Origin of the sequence: Nonomuraea sp. NPDC051191 (assembly GCF_044455665.1) — a bacterium.
GTDB lineage: Bacteria > Actinomycetota > Actinomycetes > Streptosporangiales > Streptosporangiaceae > Nonomuraea.
The window spans coordinates 341,998-358,532 of the sequence record NZ_JBITEZ010000004.1; the positions used below are offsets into that span (position 1 = coordinate 341,998).

Annotated in this window: 14 protein-coding genes; 8 read left to right on the forward strand and 6 right to left on the reverse strand. The window is 71.1% G+C overall.

Translation table 11 applies throughout. The annotated features are described in order from the left end of the window. Positions 1-16: 16 nt before the first annotated feature. A complete protein-coding gene (locus ACIA8R_RS13350; protein WP_397038411.1) occupies positions 17-1,228 on the reverse strand; it encodes an FG-GAP-like repeat-containing protein in 1,212 nt (403 codons plus the stop codon). Further along, positions 1,225-3,291, reverse strand: a complete 2,067-nt coding sequence (locus ACIA8R_RS13355; protein ID WP_397038413.1) for a protein kinase — start codon at positions 3,289-3,291, stop codon at positions 1,225-1,227. The genes ACIA8R_RS13350 and ACIA8R_RS13355 overlap by 4 nt, the downstream gene beginning before the upstream one ends. A 47-nt stretch (positions 3,292-3,338) precedes the next feature. On the opposite strand from ACIA8R_RS13355, the gene rsmA reads away from it, so the two are divergent. The 4 genes from rsmA (at position 3,339) to ACIA8R_RS13375 (ending at position 8,266) form a co-directional block, all read left to right on the forward strand. Continuing rightward, entirely contained in the window at positions 3,339-4,199 is an 861-nt protein-coding gene (gene rsmA / locus ACIA8R_RS13360) for a 16S rRNA (adenine(1518)-N(6)/adenine(1519)-N(6))-dimethyltransferase RsmA (RefSeq protein WP_364097704.1), read from the forward strand. A 210-nt stretch (positions 4,200-4,409) separates the two neighbouring features. After that, complete coding sequence (locus ACIA8R_RS13365) at positions 4,410-5,042, forward strand: NlpC/P60 family protein (protein WP_397038415.1); 633 nt, start codon at positions 4,410-4,412, stop codon at positions 5,040-5,042. A gap of 352 nt (positions 5,043-5,394) precedes the next feature. Next, a complete protein-coding gene (locus tag ACIA8R_RS13370; protein WP_357710061.1) occupies positions 5,395-6,297 on the forward strand; it encodes a 4-(cytidine 5'-diphospho)-2-C-methyl-D-erythritol kinase in 903 nt (300 codons plus the stop codon). Positions 6,298-6,448: 151 nt separating this feature from the next. Next, positions 6,449-8,266 (forward strand): ABC-F family ATP-binding cassette domain-containing protein, encoded by a 1,818-nt coding sequence (locus tag ACIA8R_RS13375; RefSeq protein ID WP_364097698.1) that lies wholly within the window; start codon positions 6,449-6,451, stop codon positions 8,264-8,266. Positions 8,267-8,303: 37 nt separating this feature from the next. On the opposite strand, the gene ACIA8R_RS13380 is transcribed toward ACIA8R_RS13375, so the two are convergent. Continuing rightward, positions 8,304-8,807 carry a MarR family transcriptional regulator gene (locus tag ACIA8R_RS13380; protein WP_357710067.1) on the reverse strand — a complete coding sequence of 168 codons (504 nt, stop codon included), beginning with the start codon at positions 8,805-8,807 and terminating at the stop codon, positions 8,304-8,306. Positions 8,808-8,863: 56 nt separating this feature from the next. Between ACIA8R_RS13380 and ACIA8R_RS13385 the strand changes: the two genes are divergently transcribed. From ACIA8R_RS13385 to ACIA8R_RS13400, 4 genes are read left to right on the forward strand one after another with little or no spacing between them, the layout of a single operon-like run. Further along, positions 8,864-9,634: a trans-aconitate 2-methyltransferase gene (locus ACIA8R_RS13385; protein WP_364097695.1), complete on the forward strand. Its 771-nt coding sequence runs from the start codon at positions 8,864-8,866 to the stop codon at positions 9,632-9,634. Continuing rightward, a complete protein-coding gene (locus ACIA8R_RS13390) occupies positions 9,631-9,981 on the forward strand; it encodes a VOC family protein (RefSeq protein ID WP_397038418.1) in 351 nt (116 codons plus the stop codon). Before ACIA8R_RS13385 ends, ACIA8R_RS13390 begins: the two co-directional genes overlap by 4 nt. Positions 9,982-10,033: 52 nt before the next feature. Continuing rightward, positions 10,034-11,509 (forward strand): CHAD domain-containing protein, encoded by a 1,476-nt coding sequence (locus ACIA8R_RS13395; protein ID WP_397038420.1) that lies wholly within the window; start codon positions 10,034-10,036, stop codon positions 11,507-11,509. Further along, a complete protein-coding gene (locus tag ACIA8R_RS13400) occupies positions 11,506-12,681 on the forward strand; it encodes a cytochrome P450 (protein ID WP_397038422.1) in 1,176 nt (391 codons plus the stop codon). Before ACIA8R_RS13395 ends, ACIA8R_RS13400 begins: the two co-directional genes overlap by 4 nt. 4 nt (positions 12,682-12,685) lie before the next feature. On the opposite strand, the gene ACIA8R_RS13405 is transcribed toward ACIA8R_RS13400, so the two are convergent. Genes ACIA8R_RS13405 through ACIA8R_RS13415 form a run of 3 tightly spaced genes read right to left on the reverse strand, consistent with a single transcriptional unit; the run spans position 12,686 to position 16,517 of the window. Then, positions 12,686-13,516 carry an NUDIX domain-containing protein gene (locus ACIA8R_RS13405; RefSeq protein WP_397038424.1) on the reverse strand — a complete coding sequence of 277 codons (831 nt, stop codon included), beginning with the start codon at positions 13,514-13,516 and terminating at the stop codon, positions 12,686-12,688. Further along, positions 13,509-15,569 (reverse strand): RNA degradosome polyphosphate kinase, encoded by a 2,061-nt coding sequence (locus ACIA8R_RS13410; RefSeq protein ID WP_397038426.1) that lies wholly within the window; start codon positions 15,567-15,569, stop codon positions 13,509-13,511. The genes ACIA8R_RS13405 and ACIA8R_RS13410 overlap by 8 nt, the downstream gene beginning before the upstream one ends. Before the next feature lie 54 nt (positions 15,570-15,623). Next, complete coding sequence (locus ACIA8R_RS13415; RefSeq protein WP_397038428.1) at positions 15,624-16,517, reverse strand: TetR family transcriptional regulator; 894 nt, start codon at positions 16,515-16,517, stop codon at positions 15,624-15,626. Between the last annotated feature and the right edge of the window lie 18 nt (positions 16,518-16,535).

Consider the following 16,535-nt stretch of genomic DNA (forward strand, 5'->3'; position numbering starts at 1 on the left):
CTTGGAGGGGGGCCGCTCATCCCGCCAGTGAGGTTCCGAAGTCGGTGCCCTTGGGCGGTTGCAGCGACTGGAGGTCGTCGGCGTTGCGCGGCGCCACCGCGACCTTCCCGTACGGCGGGCCGTCCGGCTGGCCCACGAAGAGCTTGTTGCCGCTGAACGTCACCGACCAGCCGAACAGCCCCTCCGCCCCCGGAAGCTTCCGGTCGTCGGCCGGGTTCCGCCACGAGAACACCTGGACGCCGCCTCCGTAGGGCGCTCCGACGGCCAGCCTCCCGTCGGAGGAGGCGGCCATCGAGAAGCCGAACGCCTGCCTGCCGCCCTGTTTCGCCATCCTCGTCTGTTTCTTCGCCGGGTCGAGGAACTGCACGTAACCGGGGCCCGGGGCGCTGATCGCGTACCCGTGGCCCTCGGCGTAGGCGACCGCGTAGCCGTACCGGTCGCCGGAGGTCTTGGTGGGGGAGTCCAGTTTCAGGCTCGCGATCCGGGGAGCCAGCACGTCGTCGATGAAGACCGCCGAGCCCGAGTCGATCTTGCCGGACTGGACCTGCCGTCCCGCGCCGTCGTCGTTCTCGTACGGGACGCCCACGACCAGTCCGTTCTTCGGGCCGATCGCCAGCGACCAGCCGAACTGGTCGCCGACCTCGCTGTTGCCGCGCACGTCCACGGTCTCCTGGCTGATCCGGCGCAGCGCGCCCGTGCCCTGGCGTACGTAGACCGCGCCGGCGTCCTGGATCTGGCCGTCGTCCTCGTAGGGTGCGCCGATCACCATCAGGTTCCCCCTGGCCGCCAGTGACCAGCCGAAGTGCGCGGACCGTTGCGGCTGCGGGGCGGTCAGGCGTTGCGGGGGCGCCGCCTTGCCGCCGTAGACGACGTAGACGCTGCCCGCGTCCTGCTCGCCGTCCACGTCCGCGAAGGGGGCGCCGATCAGGAGGTCGGCGCAGGCGTCGCCGTTGACGTCGGCCAGCCGTACGGACCAGCCCAGCCCGTCCCCCTTGACCGGCCCCGGCACGGCCACAGGGGTCACCTTGTCGCCCGACAGCAGGTGGACCGACCCCTTCTGGCCGTCGCCGAACGGGTCGCCCACGGCCACGTCGTCCGCGCCGTCACCGTCGACGTCGGCGGCTCCCGCGCACGCCACCGCCTGCGCGGAAGCCCGCACCGGGAGCGGGACGCCTGCGAGCACGACGGCCATCACCACGGCCGTCCTGACGGGTCCGGTGAGATTCACAGGGCGACCTCGATCTGTCGGCCGTTCTCCAGCATGGTCGCGATCATCTTCGCGGGCCTGCGATAGGGTGCCAGGTCGAACACGAAGGCGCCGTCCACCCGCTCGCCCGGCTGGATGGCCGCGGGCAGCGCGACCTGGGCGGGGACGTGCTCGCCGCCCTTGTCGTCGACCATGGTGACGACGGGACGGCCGAGCGGACGGCGTTCGCCGCCTGGATTGATCATGGTCCAGTGGACCACGCAGAGCTGCCCCTTCGTGGTGGTTCGTCCCTCGAACTCCTTCAGCCCGCACGTCGGTGCCTCCGGCACCACCGCGACCGGGTCGTCGAAGTTCCCGCCCAGGGCGAACCTGCGGCCCATGTCGCCCGTACGCGGGTTCGTCACGGTTCTGGAGGGGCTGTTGGAGGCGGCCACGCCGGGGGAGTTGCGGCTGGAGTTCACGATCAGGACCGTGACGGTGACCACGATCGCCAGGACGGCCGCCGCGGCGGCGATCAGCCAGCGGGTGCCCTTCGTGCGAGTGCCGCCCAGGGTGTCGGGTTCGTCGGGCGGATACGTCAGAACACCCGGATCCGTACCCGCACCCGTCCGGGGTTCGGCGCGGGTCCGGGGCTCTGTGCCCGTTCGGGGATCGGCGCGGGTTCGGGGTTCGGTGTCCGACCGGGGTTCGGCCCGGGTGTGGGGCTCGGTGCCAGGCCGGGGACGGGCCTGTTGCTCGCCCGAGGTCCCCTGCCTGCGCGCCAGCAGGCGGGCCTGCTCCAACTGGCGCTCGTGCTCCTGGCGGCGCGCCTGCGCCTGGGCCTCCCAGCGGGCCAGCTCGTCGCGGGCGGCCTGCTCCTCGCGCCGCGCCAGCTCGTCCAGGGACGCCTGCCCCCCAGGTAACCCGGCCCCCGGAGCGCTCCGGGGGGTGGGCGCCGCGTCCGCACCGAACGCCCCCGGCACCTTGGGCCGCCCTGCCCTCTCTCCGCCCCCCGCCCCTGACGGCGCTCCCGACCCCGCCCCAGAACCCGGCCGCGTCCCCGTCCCAGAACCGGAGCCGGAACCCGACCGCGGCCCGGCCCCAGGGGCGGGGCTTCGGGCGCCTGTCGCGTCGCTCGGCGGCGGGGTCGTGAACGTGGCCGTGACATCCGGCTCGTCCACGACGTTCCGCGGCGGCTCCCAGTCGGTCAGCATCTCGGTGGCGACCAGCGTGGGCGGATTGTCGGCGATCGCCGGCGTGCTCCCGCCCACCAGCGCTATCAGCAGCTCCTGAGCCGTGGGCCGCTGCGCGGGATCCATGGCGGTGGCCCGGCGTACCAGCTCGTTGAGCGGCGCGGGAAGCGCGCCGAGATCGGGCGGCGTGTTCAGGACGCGGGTCGCCATCGTGATGGGATCGCCCCGCCCGAACGGATGCCGCCCGTTCCCCGAGTACGCCACCAGGCACCCCCAGGCGAAAATGTCGGCCGCCGGGGACACGAGCTCGCCGCGCACCTGCTCAGGAGCCCACCACCCGGGGCTGCCGAGCAGTTCGCCGGAGAGCGTGAACCCGGTCTCCCTGTCCAGGGCCCTGGCGATCCCGAAGTCGATCACCCGCGGCCCGGACAGCGACAGGATGACGTTGGCGGGCTTCAGATCCCGGTGCACGAGCCCGGCCACATGGATCGCCGCCAGCGCCGCCGCGACCCCCAGCGCCACGCCGTGCAGCGGCCCGGGGTCGAGCGCCCCGAAGGTCGTGATCTGGTCGGAAAGGGGCGTGCCCGCGATGTACTCGGTCACCATGTACGGACGCCCGTCCCCGGTGTCGCCGTTGTCGAGCACCTGGGCCGTGCAGAACGACGCCACCCGGCGCGCGTTGTCCACCTCGGCGTGGAAGCGGGCGGCGAACCCCTCCTGATTGGCGAACTCCGCCTTCACCACCTTGACCGCGACGAACCGCCCCGTCGGAGCCCTGGCGAGGAAGACGGTCCCCATGCCGCCTTCGCCGAGCCGTCCGAGCAGCCGGTACGGCCCGATCTCCCGCAGATCGGTGGGACGGAGCGGCGCGGCGCCCGTTGGCTCCATCAGGGACGTCCCTTCCTGTTCCACGCCATCCTCTCCTTAGGTCTCCCCCATCCGCCATCGCAGGTTCTTCGATGCGGGAGACTGGTTGGATGATGAGGCTGTTGGGCCCTGCAGAAATACGTATTTTGGCGAACAAGCTAGATCTGCGCCCCACGAAAAAGCTAGGCCAGAACTTCGTGATCGACGCGGGGACCGTCCGGCGCATCGTCCGCGTGGCCGACCTGTCGGCCGACGACGTGGTCATCGAGGTCGGGCCCGGCCTCGGCTCGCTCACCCTGGCGCTCCTGCCCGAGGCCGCGCACGTGGTGGCCGTCGAGATCGACCCGGTCCTGGCCACCCAACTGCCCCTCACCGTCGCCGACCGCGGCCCGTCCGACCGGCTGACGGTGGTCAACGCCGACGCCATGCGGATCACCCTCGACGACCTCGCCGGTCACACCCCCACGGCCCTGGTGGCCAACCTGCCGTACAACGTGGCCGTCCCCGTGGTGCTCCACCTCCTGGAGAGGCTGCCCTCGCTGCGCAAGGGCCTGGTCATGGTGCAACTGGAGGTCGCCGACCGCCTCGCCGCCGGTCCCGGCTCCAAGGTGTACGGCGTCCCGTCGGTCAAGGCCGCCTGGTACGCCGACGTACGCCGTGCCGGCCCCGTCGGCCGTACGGTCTTCTGGCCCGTCCCCAACGTCGATTCCGGCCTGGTCTCCCTAGTCCGTCGCGAGCCTCCCGCCACCACGGCCACCAGGGAAGAGGTGTTCGCCGTCGTGGACGCCGCCTTCGCCCAGCGCCGCAAGACCCTGAGGGCCGCTCTGGCCACCTGGGCCGGCAGCCCGTCCCAGGCCGAAACGGCACTACGAGCCGCCGGCGTGGACCCGTCGGCCCGAGGCGAACAACTCACCATCGAATCCTTCGCCCGAATAGCCGAACAGAAGCCCTGAGCCGAACGTAAGCCCTGAGCCGAACGTAAGCCCTGAGCCGAACGTAAGCCTTGGGTCGGGCAGAAGCCCTGACCTCCAGGGTCTTCGCGGTTGTCCACAACCCCGGCCGCGTGACGAGCGCCCGTCCACAGAACGCCGTTCGGCCCCTCCACCCCCCACTCGCTCGCATGATCCTGGCTCCCGTCCCTCATCACGACGAAGGAGCCACTCATGACCGCTCGCCGCCACGCCGGCCGGTTGTCGATCGTCCTCACCGGCGGCCTGCTGGCCGTCGCAGGCGCCCACCCCACCCTCGCCCGAGCCACACCGGCTCCATGCCTCCGGGCCACCCTCACGATCCCCGAGACGGGCGCCGGAGCAACCGCCACCACCGGGTGCCCAGCCCCCCACCACCCCAAGAGACCGAAGCCCAGGAAACCCAGGAAGCGCCCGAGGCACAAGGGCGAAGTCGCAGCCGACGCGGCCCTGACGCAGCTCGGCGTCTCGTTCTCCTGGGGCGGCGGCTCCTCAAGAGGCCCCACCGTCGGAGTGGGCACCGGCGCGAACACGAGAGGCTTCGACTGCAGCGGCCTCACCCTCTACGCCTGGGCCAAGGCCGGAGTGAGGCTGGGCCACTACACCGGCACCCAGTTCCGCCAGGGCCGCAGGGTCCCCCTCGCCGCCAGGCGCAAGGGCGACCTCCTGTTCTTCGGCGGCACCGGCGACCCCACCCACGTAGCGCTCTACCTCGGCGGCGACCTCATGATCCACGCCCCTCGCACAGGCGACGTGGTCCGGAGAACCAACTTCCTGAGCTCCCCCTACTACCGGGCCGCCTACCGAGGAACCGTCCGCCCCGCCTGACACCGAGGTCACCACAACGACCTCACCGAGCGGCCACCCGCCACGCCCGTCACGGCGGGTGGCCCACCACCTCGAACCCCCGCAACGTCCCCCACCCACTCCAGAGCGCCCGGCCACCATCGTCACCGAAGCGATCGGAAGGCGGCGACCCGAGAAGAAGACCGAGGCAGAATAGGCGGCGATGTCACCGTATGAGGGCCTGAACGGCAGAAAGGCTGACGAAGATCACCCTGCGTGGTCCACAGTCGGCCATCTCACACGTCGAATTCCGAGAACCGCATGTCAGCGCACCCCACCCCGATAACATCGAGTGTCCTTGACCCCGGCAAGCGATGAAAGTGGCAGAAGATCGATGAGTTCGGTGACCGTACGTGTGCCCGCGAAGGTCAACGTGCAGCTTTCAGTCGGCCCGCTCCGGGAAGATGGCTACCACGACCTGGTCAATGTCTTCCACGCAGTGTCGATCTTCGATGAGGTGGTCGCGAAGGAGGCCGAGTCGATCACCGTCACGGTCAACGGCAGGTGGTCCGACCAGGTGCCGCTCGACGACGACAACCTCGCCATCCGCGCCGCCCGCGCCCTCGCCAAGCACGCGGGCCGCTCGTACGGCGCCGATCTGATCATCGAGAAGGCCATCCCGGTCGCCGGCGGCATGGCGGGCGGCAGCGCCGACGCGGCGGGCGCCCTCGTGGCGTGCAACGAGCTCTGGGGGCTCGGCCTGCCCTTCGAGGACCTCATGGAGATCGCCGGCGACCTGGGCAGCGACGTGCCGTTCTCGCTGCTCGGCGGCACGGCGGTCGGCACCGGCCGCGGCGAGCAGCTCAGCGAGCTGCCCACGGGCGGCACGTTCCACTGGGTGTTCGCGCTGGCCGACGGCGGTCTCTCCACCGCCAAGGTCTACGCGGAGTGCGACCGCCAGCGCGAGGCCTCCGACGCCCGCGTGCCCTGGCCCGAGCTCGACGCCCCGCTCATCGAGGCCCTCGGCACCGGCGACGCGTACTCCCTGGGCGCCCACCTGAGCAACGACCTCCAGGCCGCCGCCCTGGCCCTGCGCCCCGAGCTCGCCACCACCCTCGACGCCGGACGCCAGCACGGCGCGCTGGGCGCGATCGTCTCCGGCTCCGGCCCCACCTGCGCCTTCCTGGCCATCGACGCCACCCACGCCCGCGACCTGGCCCACAGCCTCACCGCCACCGGCGCCGCCACCACCACGGTCGCCGCCCACGGCCCCGTAACCGGCGCCACCCTGCTGTAACCCCCTGCCCCCGACCCTCTGCCCCGAAGGGCCCGGGGCGGGTCCGTGCGCCCGTGAGGGCATCAGGTCCGGCAATCCCCGGCCCGCAGACGATCAAGGGACGTCCTGGGCGTCGGGAAGCGGTTGGGCGGACCGATACCCTGGACATGTCATGAATCTGGTCAACCTTGAGTCGGTCTCCCACGCCTACGGCCCCAAGCCGCTCCTCAGCGACGTCTCCCTGGGCATCGAGGCCGGGGAGCGCATCGGCGTCGTCGGCCGCAACGGGGGCGGTAAGACGACCCTGATCTCGGTCATCGCCGGTGACGTGCGCCCCGACAGCGGCCGGGTCACCCACACGCGCGGGCTGCGGGTCGGGTTCCTGTCCCAGCAGGACACCCTCGACCCCGAGGCCACCGTGAGCGAGCTCGTCCTGGGGGACAGGGCCGAGCACGAATGGGCCGGCGACCAGCAGGTCCGCGAGATCCTCACGAACCTGATCGGCGACCTCGACCTCGGCGCCAAGGCCACCGCGCTGTCCGGCGGCGAGCGCAGGCGTACTGCGCTGGCCCGCCTGCTCATCGAGGACCACGACCTGGTCATGCTCGACGAGCCCACGAACCATCTCGACATCGAGGCCATCGCCTGGCTCGCCGCCCACCTGGCGGCCCGGAAGAGCGCCCTGCTGGTCGTGACCCACGACCGCTGGTTCCTCGACGCCGTCTCCACCCGCACGTGGGAGGTGGTCGACGGCCGGGTCGAGCGCTACGAGGGCGGTTACGCCGCGTACGTGCTGGCCAAGGCCGAGCGGGCGCGCATCGCCCAGGCCGCCGAGGAACGCCGCCAGAACCTCATGCGCAAGGAGATCGCCTGGCTGCGCCGCGGTCCGCCCGCCCGCACGTCCAAGCCGAAGTTCCGGATCGACGCCGCGCAGGCTCTGATCGCGAACGAGCCGCCGGCGCGGGAGACCGTCGAGCTGATGCGGTTCGCCGCGGCCCGGCTCGGCAAGACCGTCTACGACCTCGATGACGTCACCCTGCACGCGGGCGGCCCCGGCGCGGGGCCGCTGGTGCTCGACCACTGCACGTGGCAGTTCGGGCCGGGCGACCGGATCGGGCTGATCGGCGTCAACGGGTCGGGCAAGTCGTCGGTGCTGCGGTTGCTCGCCGACGGCGTCCAGCCCGACTCGGGCCGGTTGATCCGGGGCAAGACCGTGCGTCTGGCGCACCTGTCCCAGGAGCTGACCGAGCTCGATCCGTCGCGGCGGGTGCTGGAGTCGGTGGAGGAGATCCGCAAGTACCTCCAGCTCGGCAAGCGGGAGTGGACGGCGTCCCAGCTGCTGGAGCGCCTGGGGTTCAAGGGCGACGCGCAGTGGAAGGTCATCGGCGATCTGTCCGGCGGCGAGCGGCGGCGGCTGCAGCTGCTGCGGCTGCTGATGGACGACCCCAACGTGCTGCTCCTCGACGAGCCCACCAACGACCTCGACATCGAGACGCTCAACGAGCTCGAAGACCTGCTGGACGGCTGGCCGGGCACGCTGATCCTGGTCAGCCACGACCGCTACTTCCTGGAGCGGGTGACCGACCGGTGCGTGGCGCTGCTGGGTGACGGCAAGCTCGCGCTGCTGCCGGGCGGGGTCGACGAATACCTCGAACGCCGCAGCGCCGGCACGGCCGTGACCGCCCGCCTCGGCAGCACCCCTGCCCCGGCGTCCGGCGCTGCGGCTCCTGCCGCGGCTGCCTCCGGCGCCCAGCCGGAGACCGGGCTGTCGGCCAAGGAGGAACGCGAGCTCCGCAAGGAACTCAACCGCCTGGAACGCCAGCTCGACAAGCTCGGCGACCAGGAGGCCCGCCTCCACGCCGCCATGGCCGAGGCCGCCAGCGACTACGCCAAGCTGGGCTCCCTCGATGCCCAGCTACGTGACGTCCTGGCCCAGAAGGACACCGTCGAGGCGGAATGGCTTGAAGTGGCCGACCGCCTCGGCGACTGACCTCACCTCAGCCCAGGCGGCACCCCGAGAAGTGCGCTCACTGGGGGGAGTCGAAGGGGGCGAGGAGGAGGCGCAGGAGGGCGGCCAGGGAGCGCTGGTCGGCGGGCTGGAGGCCGGAGAGCAGGTCGCGCTCACGGCGGAGCAGGCCGGCGAACGCCGCGTCCACCTGGGCCACCCCTGTCTCCGTCAGCGACACCAGCACGCCGCGCCGATCCTCGGGGTCGGGCCGCCGCCGTACCAGCCCGGCCTGGGCGAGCCGGTCGATGCGGTTGGTCATCGTCCCGGACGTGACCAGTGTGGCCCGTAGCAGGGCCCCGGGGCTCAGCTCGTACGGCTTCCCGGCCCGCCGCAAAGCGGTGAGCACGTCGAACTCCCACGGCTCCAGATCATGTTCGGCGAACGCCGCCCGCCTGGCGCGGTCGAGATGTTTGGCCAGCCGTGACACCCTGGAGAGGACCTGGAGGGGCTCGACGTCGAGGTCGGGCCGCTCGATCCGCCATGCCGCGACCAGCCGGTCGACCTCGTCATCCTGTGGCGTCATGACACAGAGTCTACTGTCTTGACATCGAGATATCTCTCTCGATATCAATTATCTCTATGTCAAGAGATATCTGGGACCCGGTGACCTACGCCGTCTACGCCGACGAGCGGTCGCGGCCGTTCATCGAGCTGATATCCAGAGTCGGTGCGGTGGCTCCCGATTATGTCGTGGACGCGGGCTGCGGCAGCGGCGAACTGACCGTGATGCTCGCCGAACGCTGGCCGGGGGCCACCGTCGAAGGCTTCGACGCCTCGCCCGCGATGATCGCGAAGGCCCGCAAACTCGACACCCCGGTGCACTTCGCCGTGGCCGACGTCGAAACCTGGCACCCCGACCGCCCGATGGACGTGATCGTGTCCAACGCCGTCCTGCAATGGGTGCCCTCCCACCACGACGTGCTCGAACACTGGCTGGAGGAGCTGGCCCCCGGCGGCTGGCTGGCCTTCCAGGTGCCCGGCAACTTCGACGCCCCGAGCCATGTCGCCATCCGCGAGCTGTGCGCCTCCCGCGCCTGGGCCGACCGGCTCAGCGATCTCAACAGAAGCAACCCGGTGGACGACCCGGTCCGGTATCTCGACTTCCTCAACGACGGCGGCTGCCAGGTGGACGCCTGGGAGACGACGTACGTGCACCTGCTCCAGGGCGAGAACCCGGTGCTCGACTGGGTCTCCGGCACGGCCCTGCGCCCGATCTTCGACCGGCTCGGCCCGGAGGAGCAGCGGCAGTTCAAGGCCGACCTCGCCGGGCCGCTCGCCGAGGCCTACCCGGCCAGGAGCTACGGCACCCCCTTCCCCTTCCGACGGATCTTCGTGGTGGCCCAGAAATGACGATCACAGCCCTGCACCATGTCCAGCTCGCCGCGCCCCGAGGCAGCGAGCCCGAACTGCGCGCCTTCTACGAGGGCGTGCTCGGGCTGCGCGAGGTCCCCAAGCCCCCGGAGCTGGCCAGACGCGGCGGCGCCTGGTTCCGCGGCGACGGTGTGGAGATCCACGTCGGCATCGAGGACGACTTCAGGCCCGCGCGCAAGGCCCACCCGGCCTTCCTGGTCGAGGACCTCGACGCGTACGCCGCGAAGATCCCCGACGCCGTGCCCGACGACCTGTTCCCCGGCTACCGCCGGATCTACGTCACGGACCCGGTGGGCAACCGCATCGAGCTCCTGCAAGCCGTGTGATGTTCACCTCCAGGTGGCATCATGGGCCGAAATCGGACACTTGTGAGGTGCAGTGGGCATCGAGATCGAGGACAAGTTCGACGTTCCATCCGACTACACGATCCCGGACCTGAGCGGCCTGGCCCAGGTCACGGGCCCGCGCAGCCATCAGCTCGTGGCGCTCTACTACGACACGCCCGATCTGCGGCTGGCCGCGCGGGGCGTCACGCTCAGACGCAGGCGCGGCGGCGACGACGCGGGCTGGCACCTGAAGCTGCCCAAGGCCAAGGGCGTGCGCCAGGAGATCACGTGCCCGCTCACCCGCAGCACCAAGATCGTGCCGCCGGAGCTGGCCGAACTCGTCCGGGCCTATGCCAGGGGGGCGGAGCTTCAGGTCGTCGCGGAGCTCGACACCCGTCGCAGCGTCACCCTGCTGCACGACGGCGGTACCGGTCTGGTCGAGATCGCCGACGACCGGGTGAAGGGCACCGTCCACCGGGACGGCAAGGTGCTGCGGTGGCGTGAGGTCGAGGCCGAGCTCATGGCCGAGGACCGGCGGGACCTGCTGGCCAAGGTCGGCAAGCGGCTGCGCAAGGCGGGGGCGAGCCCGGCCGGGAGCGCCAGCAAGCTCGCCCGGCTCCTCGACCCCACCCCGCCCGCCAGAGTCGCCACCGAGCCCGGTACGGCCGCCGACACCGTCATCGACTACCTGTCGAGCCAGGTCGCCGCCCTCCTCGGCCAGGATCCACGGGTGCGCAGGGCCGAGGAGGACGCCGTCCACCAGATGCGGGTGGCCTCGCGCAGGCTGCGCAGCGCGCTCAAGGCGTTCAAGTCGGTGGTGACCGGTACGAAGACGATCCAGGACGAGCTGCGCTGGCTCGGCACGGTCCTCGGCGAGGCCCGCGACCTTGAGGTGACCAGGGCCAGGTTCGCCGGAGAGCTGGCCGGCCTCGCCCCGGAGCTGGTCACCGGCCCCATCCGCACCCGTCTAGGCTCGGATCTGCACGAACGCGAGCAGGAGGCGTACGAGCGCATCAAGGACGCACTCAGCGGCGACCGCTACTACACCCTCCTGGACGCCCTCGACGCGCTGATCGCCACCCCCGACCTGGGCAAGGCCGCCGCCAGACCGGCGAAGGAGAAGCTCACCGCCCTGGCCTCCGCGGGCTGGGACCGCGTGACCAGGGCGTACGAGGCCGCGCAGGCCGTCGAGGACGCCGAACGCCGCGAGATCGCCCTGCACGACGTCCGCAAGGCGGCCAAACGCGCTCGTTACACCGCCGAAGCGCTCGAACCCACCCTCGGCAAGGACATGGCCAGGCTCGCCGAGCTGGCCGAGAACGTCCAGGAGATCCTGGGAGCACACCGGGACGGCGTGGTCGCCCAGCAGACGCTGGCCGAGCTGGCCGAGGTCGCCCGGCAGGCGGGCGAGGACACCTTCACGTACGGGCTGCTGATCGGGATCGAACGCAACACGGCAGAACGTGCCCAGGCCGATTTCCCCAGAGTCTGGGCGGAAACCGTGAAGGCGGTTAAGAAGGTTCTATGACGAACCTTCCGGCAATCCCCTTCGCGCGCAGCGACCCTCTCGAAGTCCCAGCGGCCTACCGGGAGCTGCGGGAGAAGGAGGGCATCGCGCGGGTGCGCACCTCGGTGGGCGACGAGGTCTGGCTGGTCACCGGTTACGAGCAGGCACGCAGCCTGTTCACCGACAGCCGGCTCGGACGTTCCCACCCCGAGCCCGAGCGGGCGGCGCGCGTGTCGAACTCCGTCCTCCTCGGCGGTCCGCAGGGCGAGGTCGCCACCGAGAAGGCCGACCACGAGCGCCTGCGCAAGCTGTTCACGCCCGCCTTCTCGGCCCGGCGGATGAGGAGGCTCGCCGGCCACGTCGGCTCTCTGGTCGAGGAGCGGCTGGACCACCTGGCCGGGCTGACGCCGCCGGCCGACCTGCACGCCGAGCTGTCCTTCCCACTGCCCGTGCTGGTCATCTGCCGGCTTCTCGGCGTCCCGTACGAGGACAGGGAGTACTTCAGCGGCCTGTCCGCGGGCATGGCCGACCTCCGGGACGAGGCGGCCGGCCAGGCGGCGCGGGCGGAGCTGAGCGCGTACATGGCCGGGCTGATCGAGCGCAAGCGGCGCGAGCCGGCCGAGGACGTCCTGTCGGACCTGGCCGGCGAGCTGGACGACGACGGCAAGATCGCCGAACTGGCCGCCGGCCTGCTGTTCGCCGGGCACGAGACCACGGTCAACCGCATCGACTACGGCGTGCTCCTGCTGCTGGCCAACCCCGGCCAGCTCGCGCTGCTGCGGGCCGACCCCGCGCTCGCGCCCGCCGCGGTCGAGGAGATCCTGCGCATGGCCGTGCCGAGCCTGCACGGACTGCCCAGGTACGCCCACGAGGACATCGAGATCGACGGCCGCACGATCCGCCGCGGCGAGGCCGTCGTGCTCAACCCGGGCCCGGCGAACCGGGACGAGCGCGTCTATCCCGATCCCGACACCTTCGTCATCGGGCGTCCGCCCACCGACCCGCACCTCGCCTTCGGGTACGGCCCGCGTTTCTGCGTCGGCGCGAGCCTGGCCAGGGTGGAGCTGGAGGCGGTGTTCGGCCGGCTCTTCCAGCGTTTCCCCGGGCTGAGCCTGGCCGTCCCGCTCGCCGAGCTGCCGCGCAACGAGGGCAGGCTGACCCAGGGCTTCGCCCGCCTGCCCGTCACCTGGTGAGCCGTCAGGTCGCGTAGCGCTCGACGCCGACGACGTGCCCGTCCAGCCGGTGCAGCACCGCGAACGCGCCCTTGCGCAGGTGCACGTCCTTGCCGCTCAGCGCGTGGATCAGGTGCGGCAGGACCTTTCCGTGGCTGCACACGGCGGCGGGCACGGCGAGCTCGCCGACCAGGTCCGGCGTCTTGCGCGGGTCCTGGCCCTCCTCGCTGAGCAGCGGCTCGGTCCTGATCGGGGTTCCGTACGGCTCCAGCGTCTGGACGCACCGCCGGCTGGGCGAGCTGACCAGCAGCTCGGGCCGGTAGGCGGGCAGCGCGGTGGCCAGGGTGGCGGCCTGGGAGCCGCCGTGCGCGTCCAGCGGGCGCAGCGCGTCGTCGCCGTCCCACTCGCTCCTGGACCCGGCCGTGCCGTGCCGTACGAGCACCAGCGGCACGGTCGCCAGCGGCGCGGCCTTCAGGGCGCGCAGCAGCCCGGCGTCCCACTCGTAGGTCAGCAGCTCGCGGGCCTGGTCCAGCGGCAGCCAGCGCAGCTCGTCGACCTCCTCGCCCGGCTCGAAGCCGGCGTCGGAGGCGACCCGCGCGGTCCAGTAGTCGACCCGCTTGAGCCGGCCGCCGCTGAGGTAGTGGATCGGGGGCAGGGCCCGGCCCAGGACGACCGTCAGGCCGGTCTCCTCGTTGACCTCGCGCAGGGCGGCGGCGATCACGTGCTCGCCGCTCTCCAGCTTGCCCTTGGGGAAGGTCCAGTCGCGGTAGCGCGGGCGGTGGATCACCGCCACCTCGGGGCTGCTCTCCTCGCCCCTCCAGACGACGGCTCCGGCGGCCCGGAGCAGGTCAGTCATCAACGGTCCTCCAACGCCTGGTGCTGACGAGATGGCTCTGCAGGTCCTCGCCGTGGTGACGGATCCAGTTGCCGTCGGAGTTGAGCCACCACGCGTTCGTGGTGTCGGCCATGGCCAGGTCCATCAGCTCGATCAGGTACGCCTTGTGCTGCTGGGAGGTCACCTTGACCAGGGCCTCGACCCGGCGGTCGAGGTTCCTGCGCATCAGGTCGGCGCTGCCGATCCACACCTCGGGACGCCTGCCGAGGCCGAACTCGTACACGCGGGAGTGCTCAAGAAAGCGCCCCAAAACCGACCTTACGCGGATATTTTCCGACAAATTGGGGATTCCAGGGCGCAGGATGCAGATCCCGCGCACCCACAGGTCCACCGGCACCCCCGCCCTGGACGCCCGGTAGAGCGCGTCGATGATCGGCTCGTCCACCAGCGAGTTCGTCTTGATCCTGATCCGGGCCGGGCGGCCCGCCTGCTGGTGGGCGATCTCCCGGTCGATCCTGGCCAGCAGCCCGCTGCGCATCGAGTGCGGCGCGACCAGCAGCCTCCGGTACGCCGAGTGGTTGGAGTAGCCGGTCAGGTGGATGAACAGGTCGGTGACGTCCTCGCCCACCAGCGGGTCGGCGGTGAGCAGGCCGAAGTCCTCGTACTGGCGGGCCGTCTTGGGGTTGTAGTTGCCGGTGCCGATGTGGCAGTAGCGGCGCAGCTCGCCCGAGGGCTCCTGGCGGACGACGAGGGCCAGCTTGCAGTGGGTCTTGAGACCGACCACGCCGTAGACCACGTGGCAGCCGGCCCGCTCCAGCTTCCTGGCCCAGGAGATGTTGGCGTGCTCGTCGAAGCGGGCCTTGATCTCCACGACCACGACGACCTGCTTGCCCGCCTCGGCCGCGTCGATCAGCGCGTCCACGATGGGCGACTCGCCGCTGGTCCGGTAGAGGGTCTGCTTGATCGCCAGCACCCGGGGGTCGGCCGCGGCCTCCTCGATGAACCGCTGCACGCTGGTCGCGAACGAGTCGTACGGGTGGTGCAGCAGCACGTCGCGCTCGCGCAGGGTGGTGAAGACGTCGTCCTCGGCGTTGATCACCTCGGCCGGCACGAACGGGCGGAAGCTCAGCTCGCCGCGGTCGAGGTCGGCGATGGCGTGCAGGCCGGTCAGGTCGAGCGGGCCGGGCAGCCGGTAGATCTCGTGCGGGGCCAGCTCCAGCTCCTCGACGAGCGGGGCCAGCACCTCCGGCGTGATCGTCTCCTCGACCTCCAGCCGCACGGGCGGCCCGAACCGCCGCCTGAGCAGCTCCTTCTCCAGCGCCTGCATGAGGTTCTCGGTGACGTCCTCGTCGACGTCGAGGTCCTCGTTCCTGGTGACGCGGAAGACGTGGTGCTGGAGGATCTCCATGCCCTTGAAGAGCTGCCCGAGGTGCGCCGCGATGACGTCCTCCAGCGGCACGAACCGGTCCTTGGAGGCCGGCACGAACCGGGGGAGCTGCGAGGGCACCTTGACCCGGGCGAACACGGTGTGGTCGGTGATGGGGTTGCGCACCAGCACGGCCAGGTTCAGGCTGAGCCCGGAGATGTAGGGGAACGGGTGGGCCGGATCGACCGCCAGCGGCGTCAGCACCGGCCTGATCCGCTCCCTGAACAGCTTGCGCAGCTCCGTACGCTCCTCGCGGCCCAGGTCGTCCCACCGGACGATCTCGATGCCCTCGGTCGCGAGCTGGGGGCAGAGCCGGTCGTGGAAGGCGGCGGCGTGCCGCTTGGCCAGGGAGTCGGCGATCGTGGCGATCCTGGCCAGCTCCTCGCGCGGCTTGAGCCCGCTCTTGGTGCGCAGCAGCAGTCCGGTGGCCATGCGCCGCTTCAGGCCGGCCACCCGTACGCGGAAGAACTCGTCGAGGTTGCTGGCGAAGATGGCCAGGAAGCGGACCCGTTCGAGCAGCGGGAGCGACGGGTCCTCGGCCAGTTCGAGTACGCGCTCGTTGAACTGGAGCCAGCTTTCCTCACGGTTGAGGAACCGCTCCTGTGGCAGGGGCAGATCGTTTCCCGGTTGCAGCGGTTCCGCGGACATATGGCCTATATTGCCCCGATTGGTTGAACGGAACGTTAACGTAGCCGCAACGACTCACTCCGGATGGTCGGCCTGCTCCAGGCGTGCGGCGCGCTCGGCGAGCCTGGCCTCCCGCTGACGGATCTTCTCCTCGCGCTCGCGGGCCTTCTCCGCCTCCTTCAGCACCCGCTCGCGCTCCTTCAGTTCTCGTACCCTGGCCTTCTCCGCGTCACGCAGCTCACGCTGGCGCAGCTTCTCCGCTTCCTTGAGCTCCTTCTCGCGCGCCTTCTCGAAGTCGCGCAGCTCCTTGTCGCTGACGCGCGGCTTGGCGGCGGCGGCCTGGTTGCGGGTGGCCACGGAGATGACCGGGCTCGGGTTCAGCCCGGTCAGGCCGTTCCAGGCCAGGTTCACCAGGTGCGCGGCGACCTCCTCGCGGCCCGGCTTGCGCACGTCCAGCCACCATTGGCCGGTCAGCGCGACCATGCCGACCAGCATCTGGGCGTACATCGGGGCGAGCTTGGGGTCGTAGCCGCGCTCCACGAACTCGTCGGCCAGGACGTCCTCGACCTGGCTGGCGATCTCGCTGATCAGGCTCGCGAACGTGCCCGTGCCCGAGGCCGCGTGCGAGTCGCGCACCAGGATGCGAAAGCCCTCGCTGCTCTCCTCGATGTACTGCAGCAGGGCCAGGGCGGCCCGCTCCAGCTTGATGAGGGAGTGGGAGGCGGCGAGGGCCGAGGTGATCATGCCGAGCAGCTTCTGCATCTCGCGGTCGACGACGACCGCGTAGACGCCTTCCTTGCCGCCGAAATGCTCGTACACCACAGGCTTCGACACCTGCGCGGTGGCGGCTATCTCCTCTATGGAGGTCCCGTCGAACCCCTTCTCGGCGAACAGCGTGCGGCTGATCAGGATCAGCTGCTCTCTGCGCTCTCTACCGGACATGCGCCTGCGAGATCGGGGTTCGGTCACGGGTTCCATAATGACGGC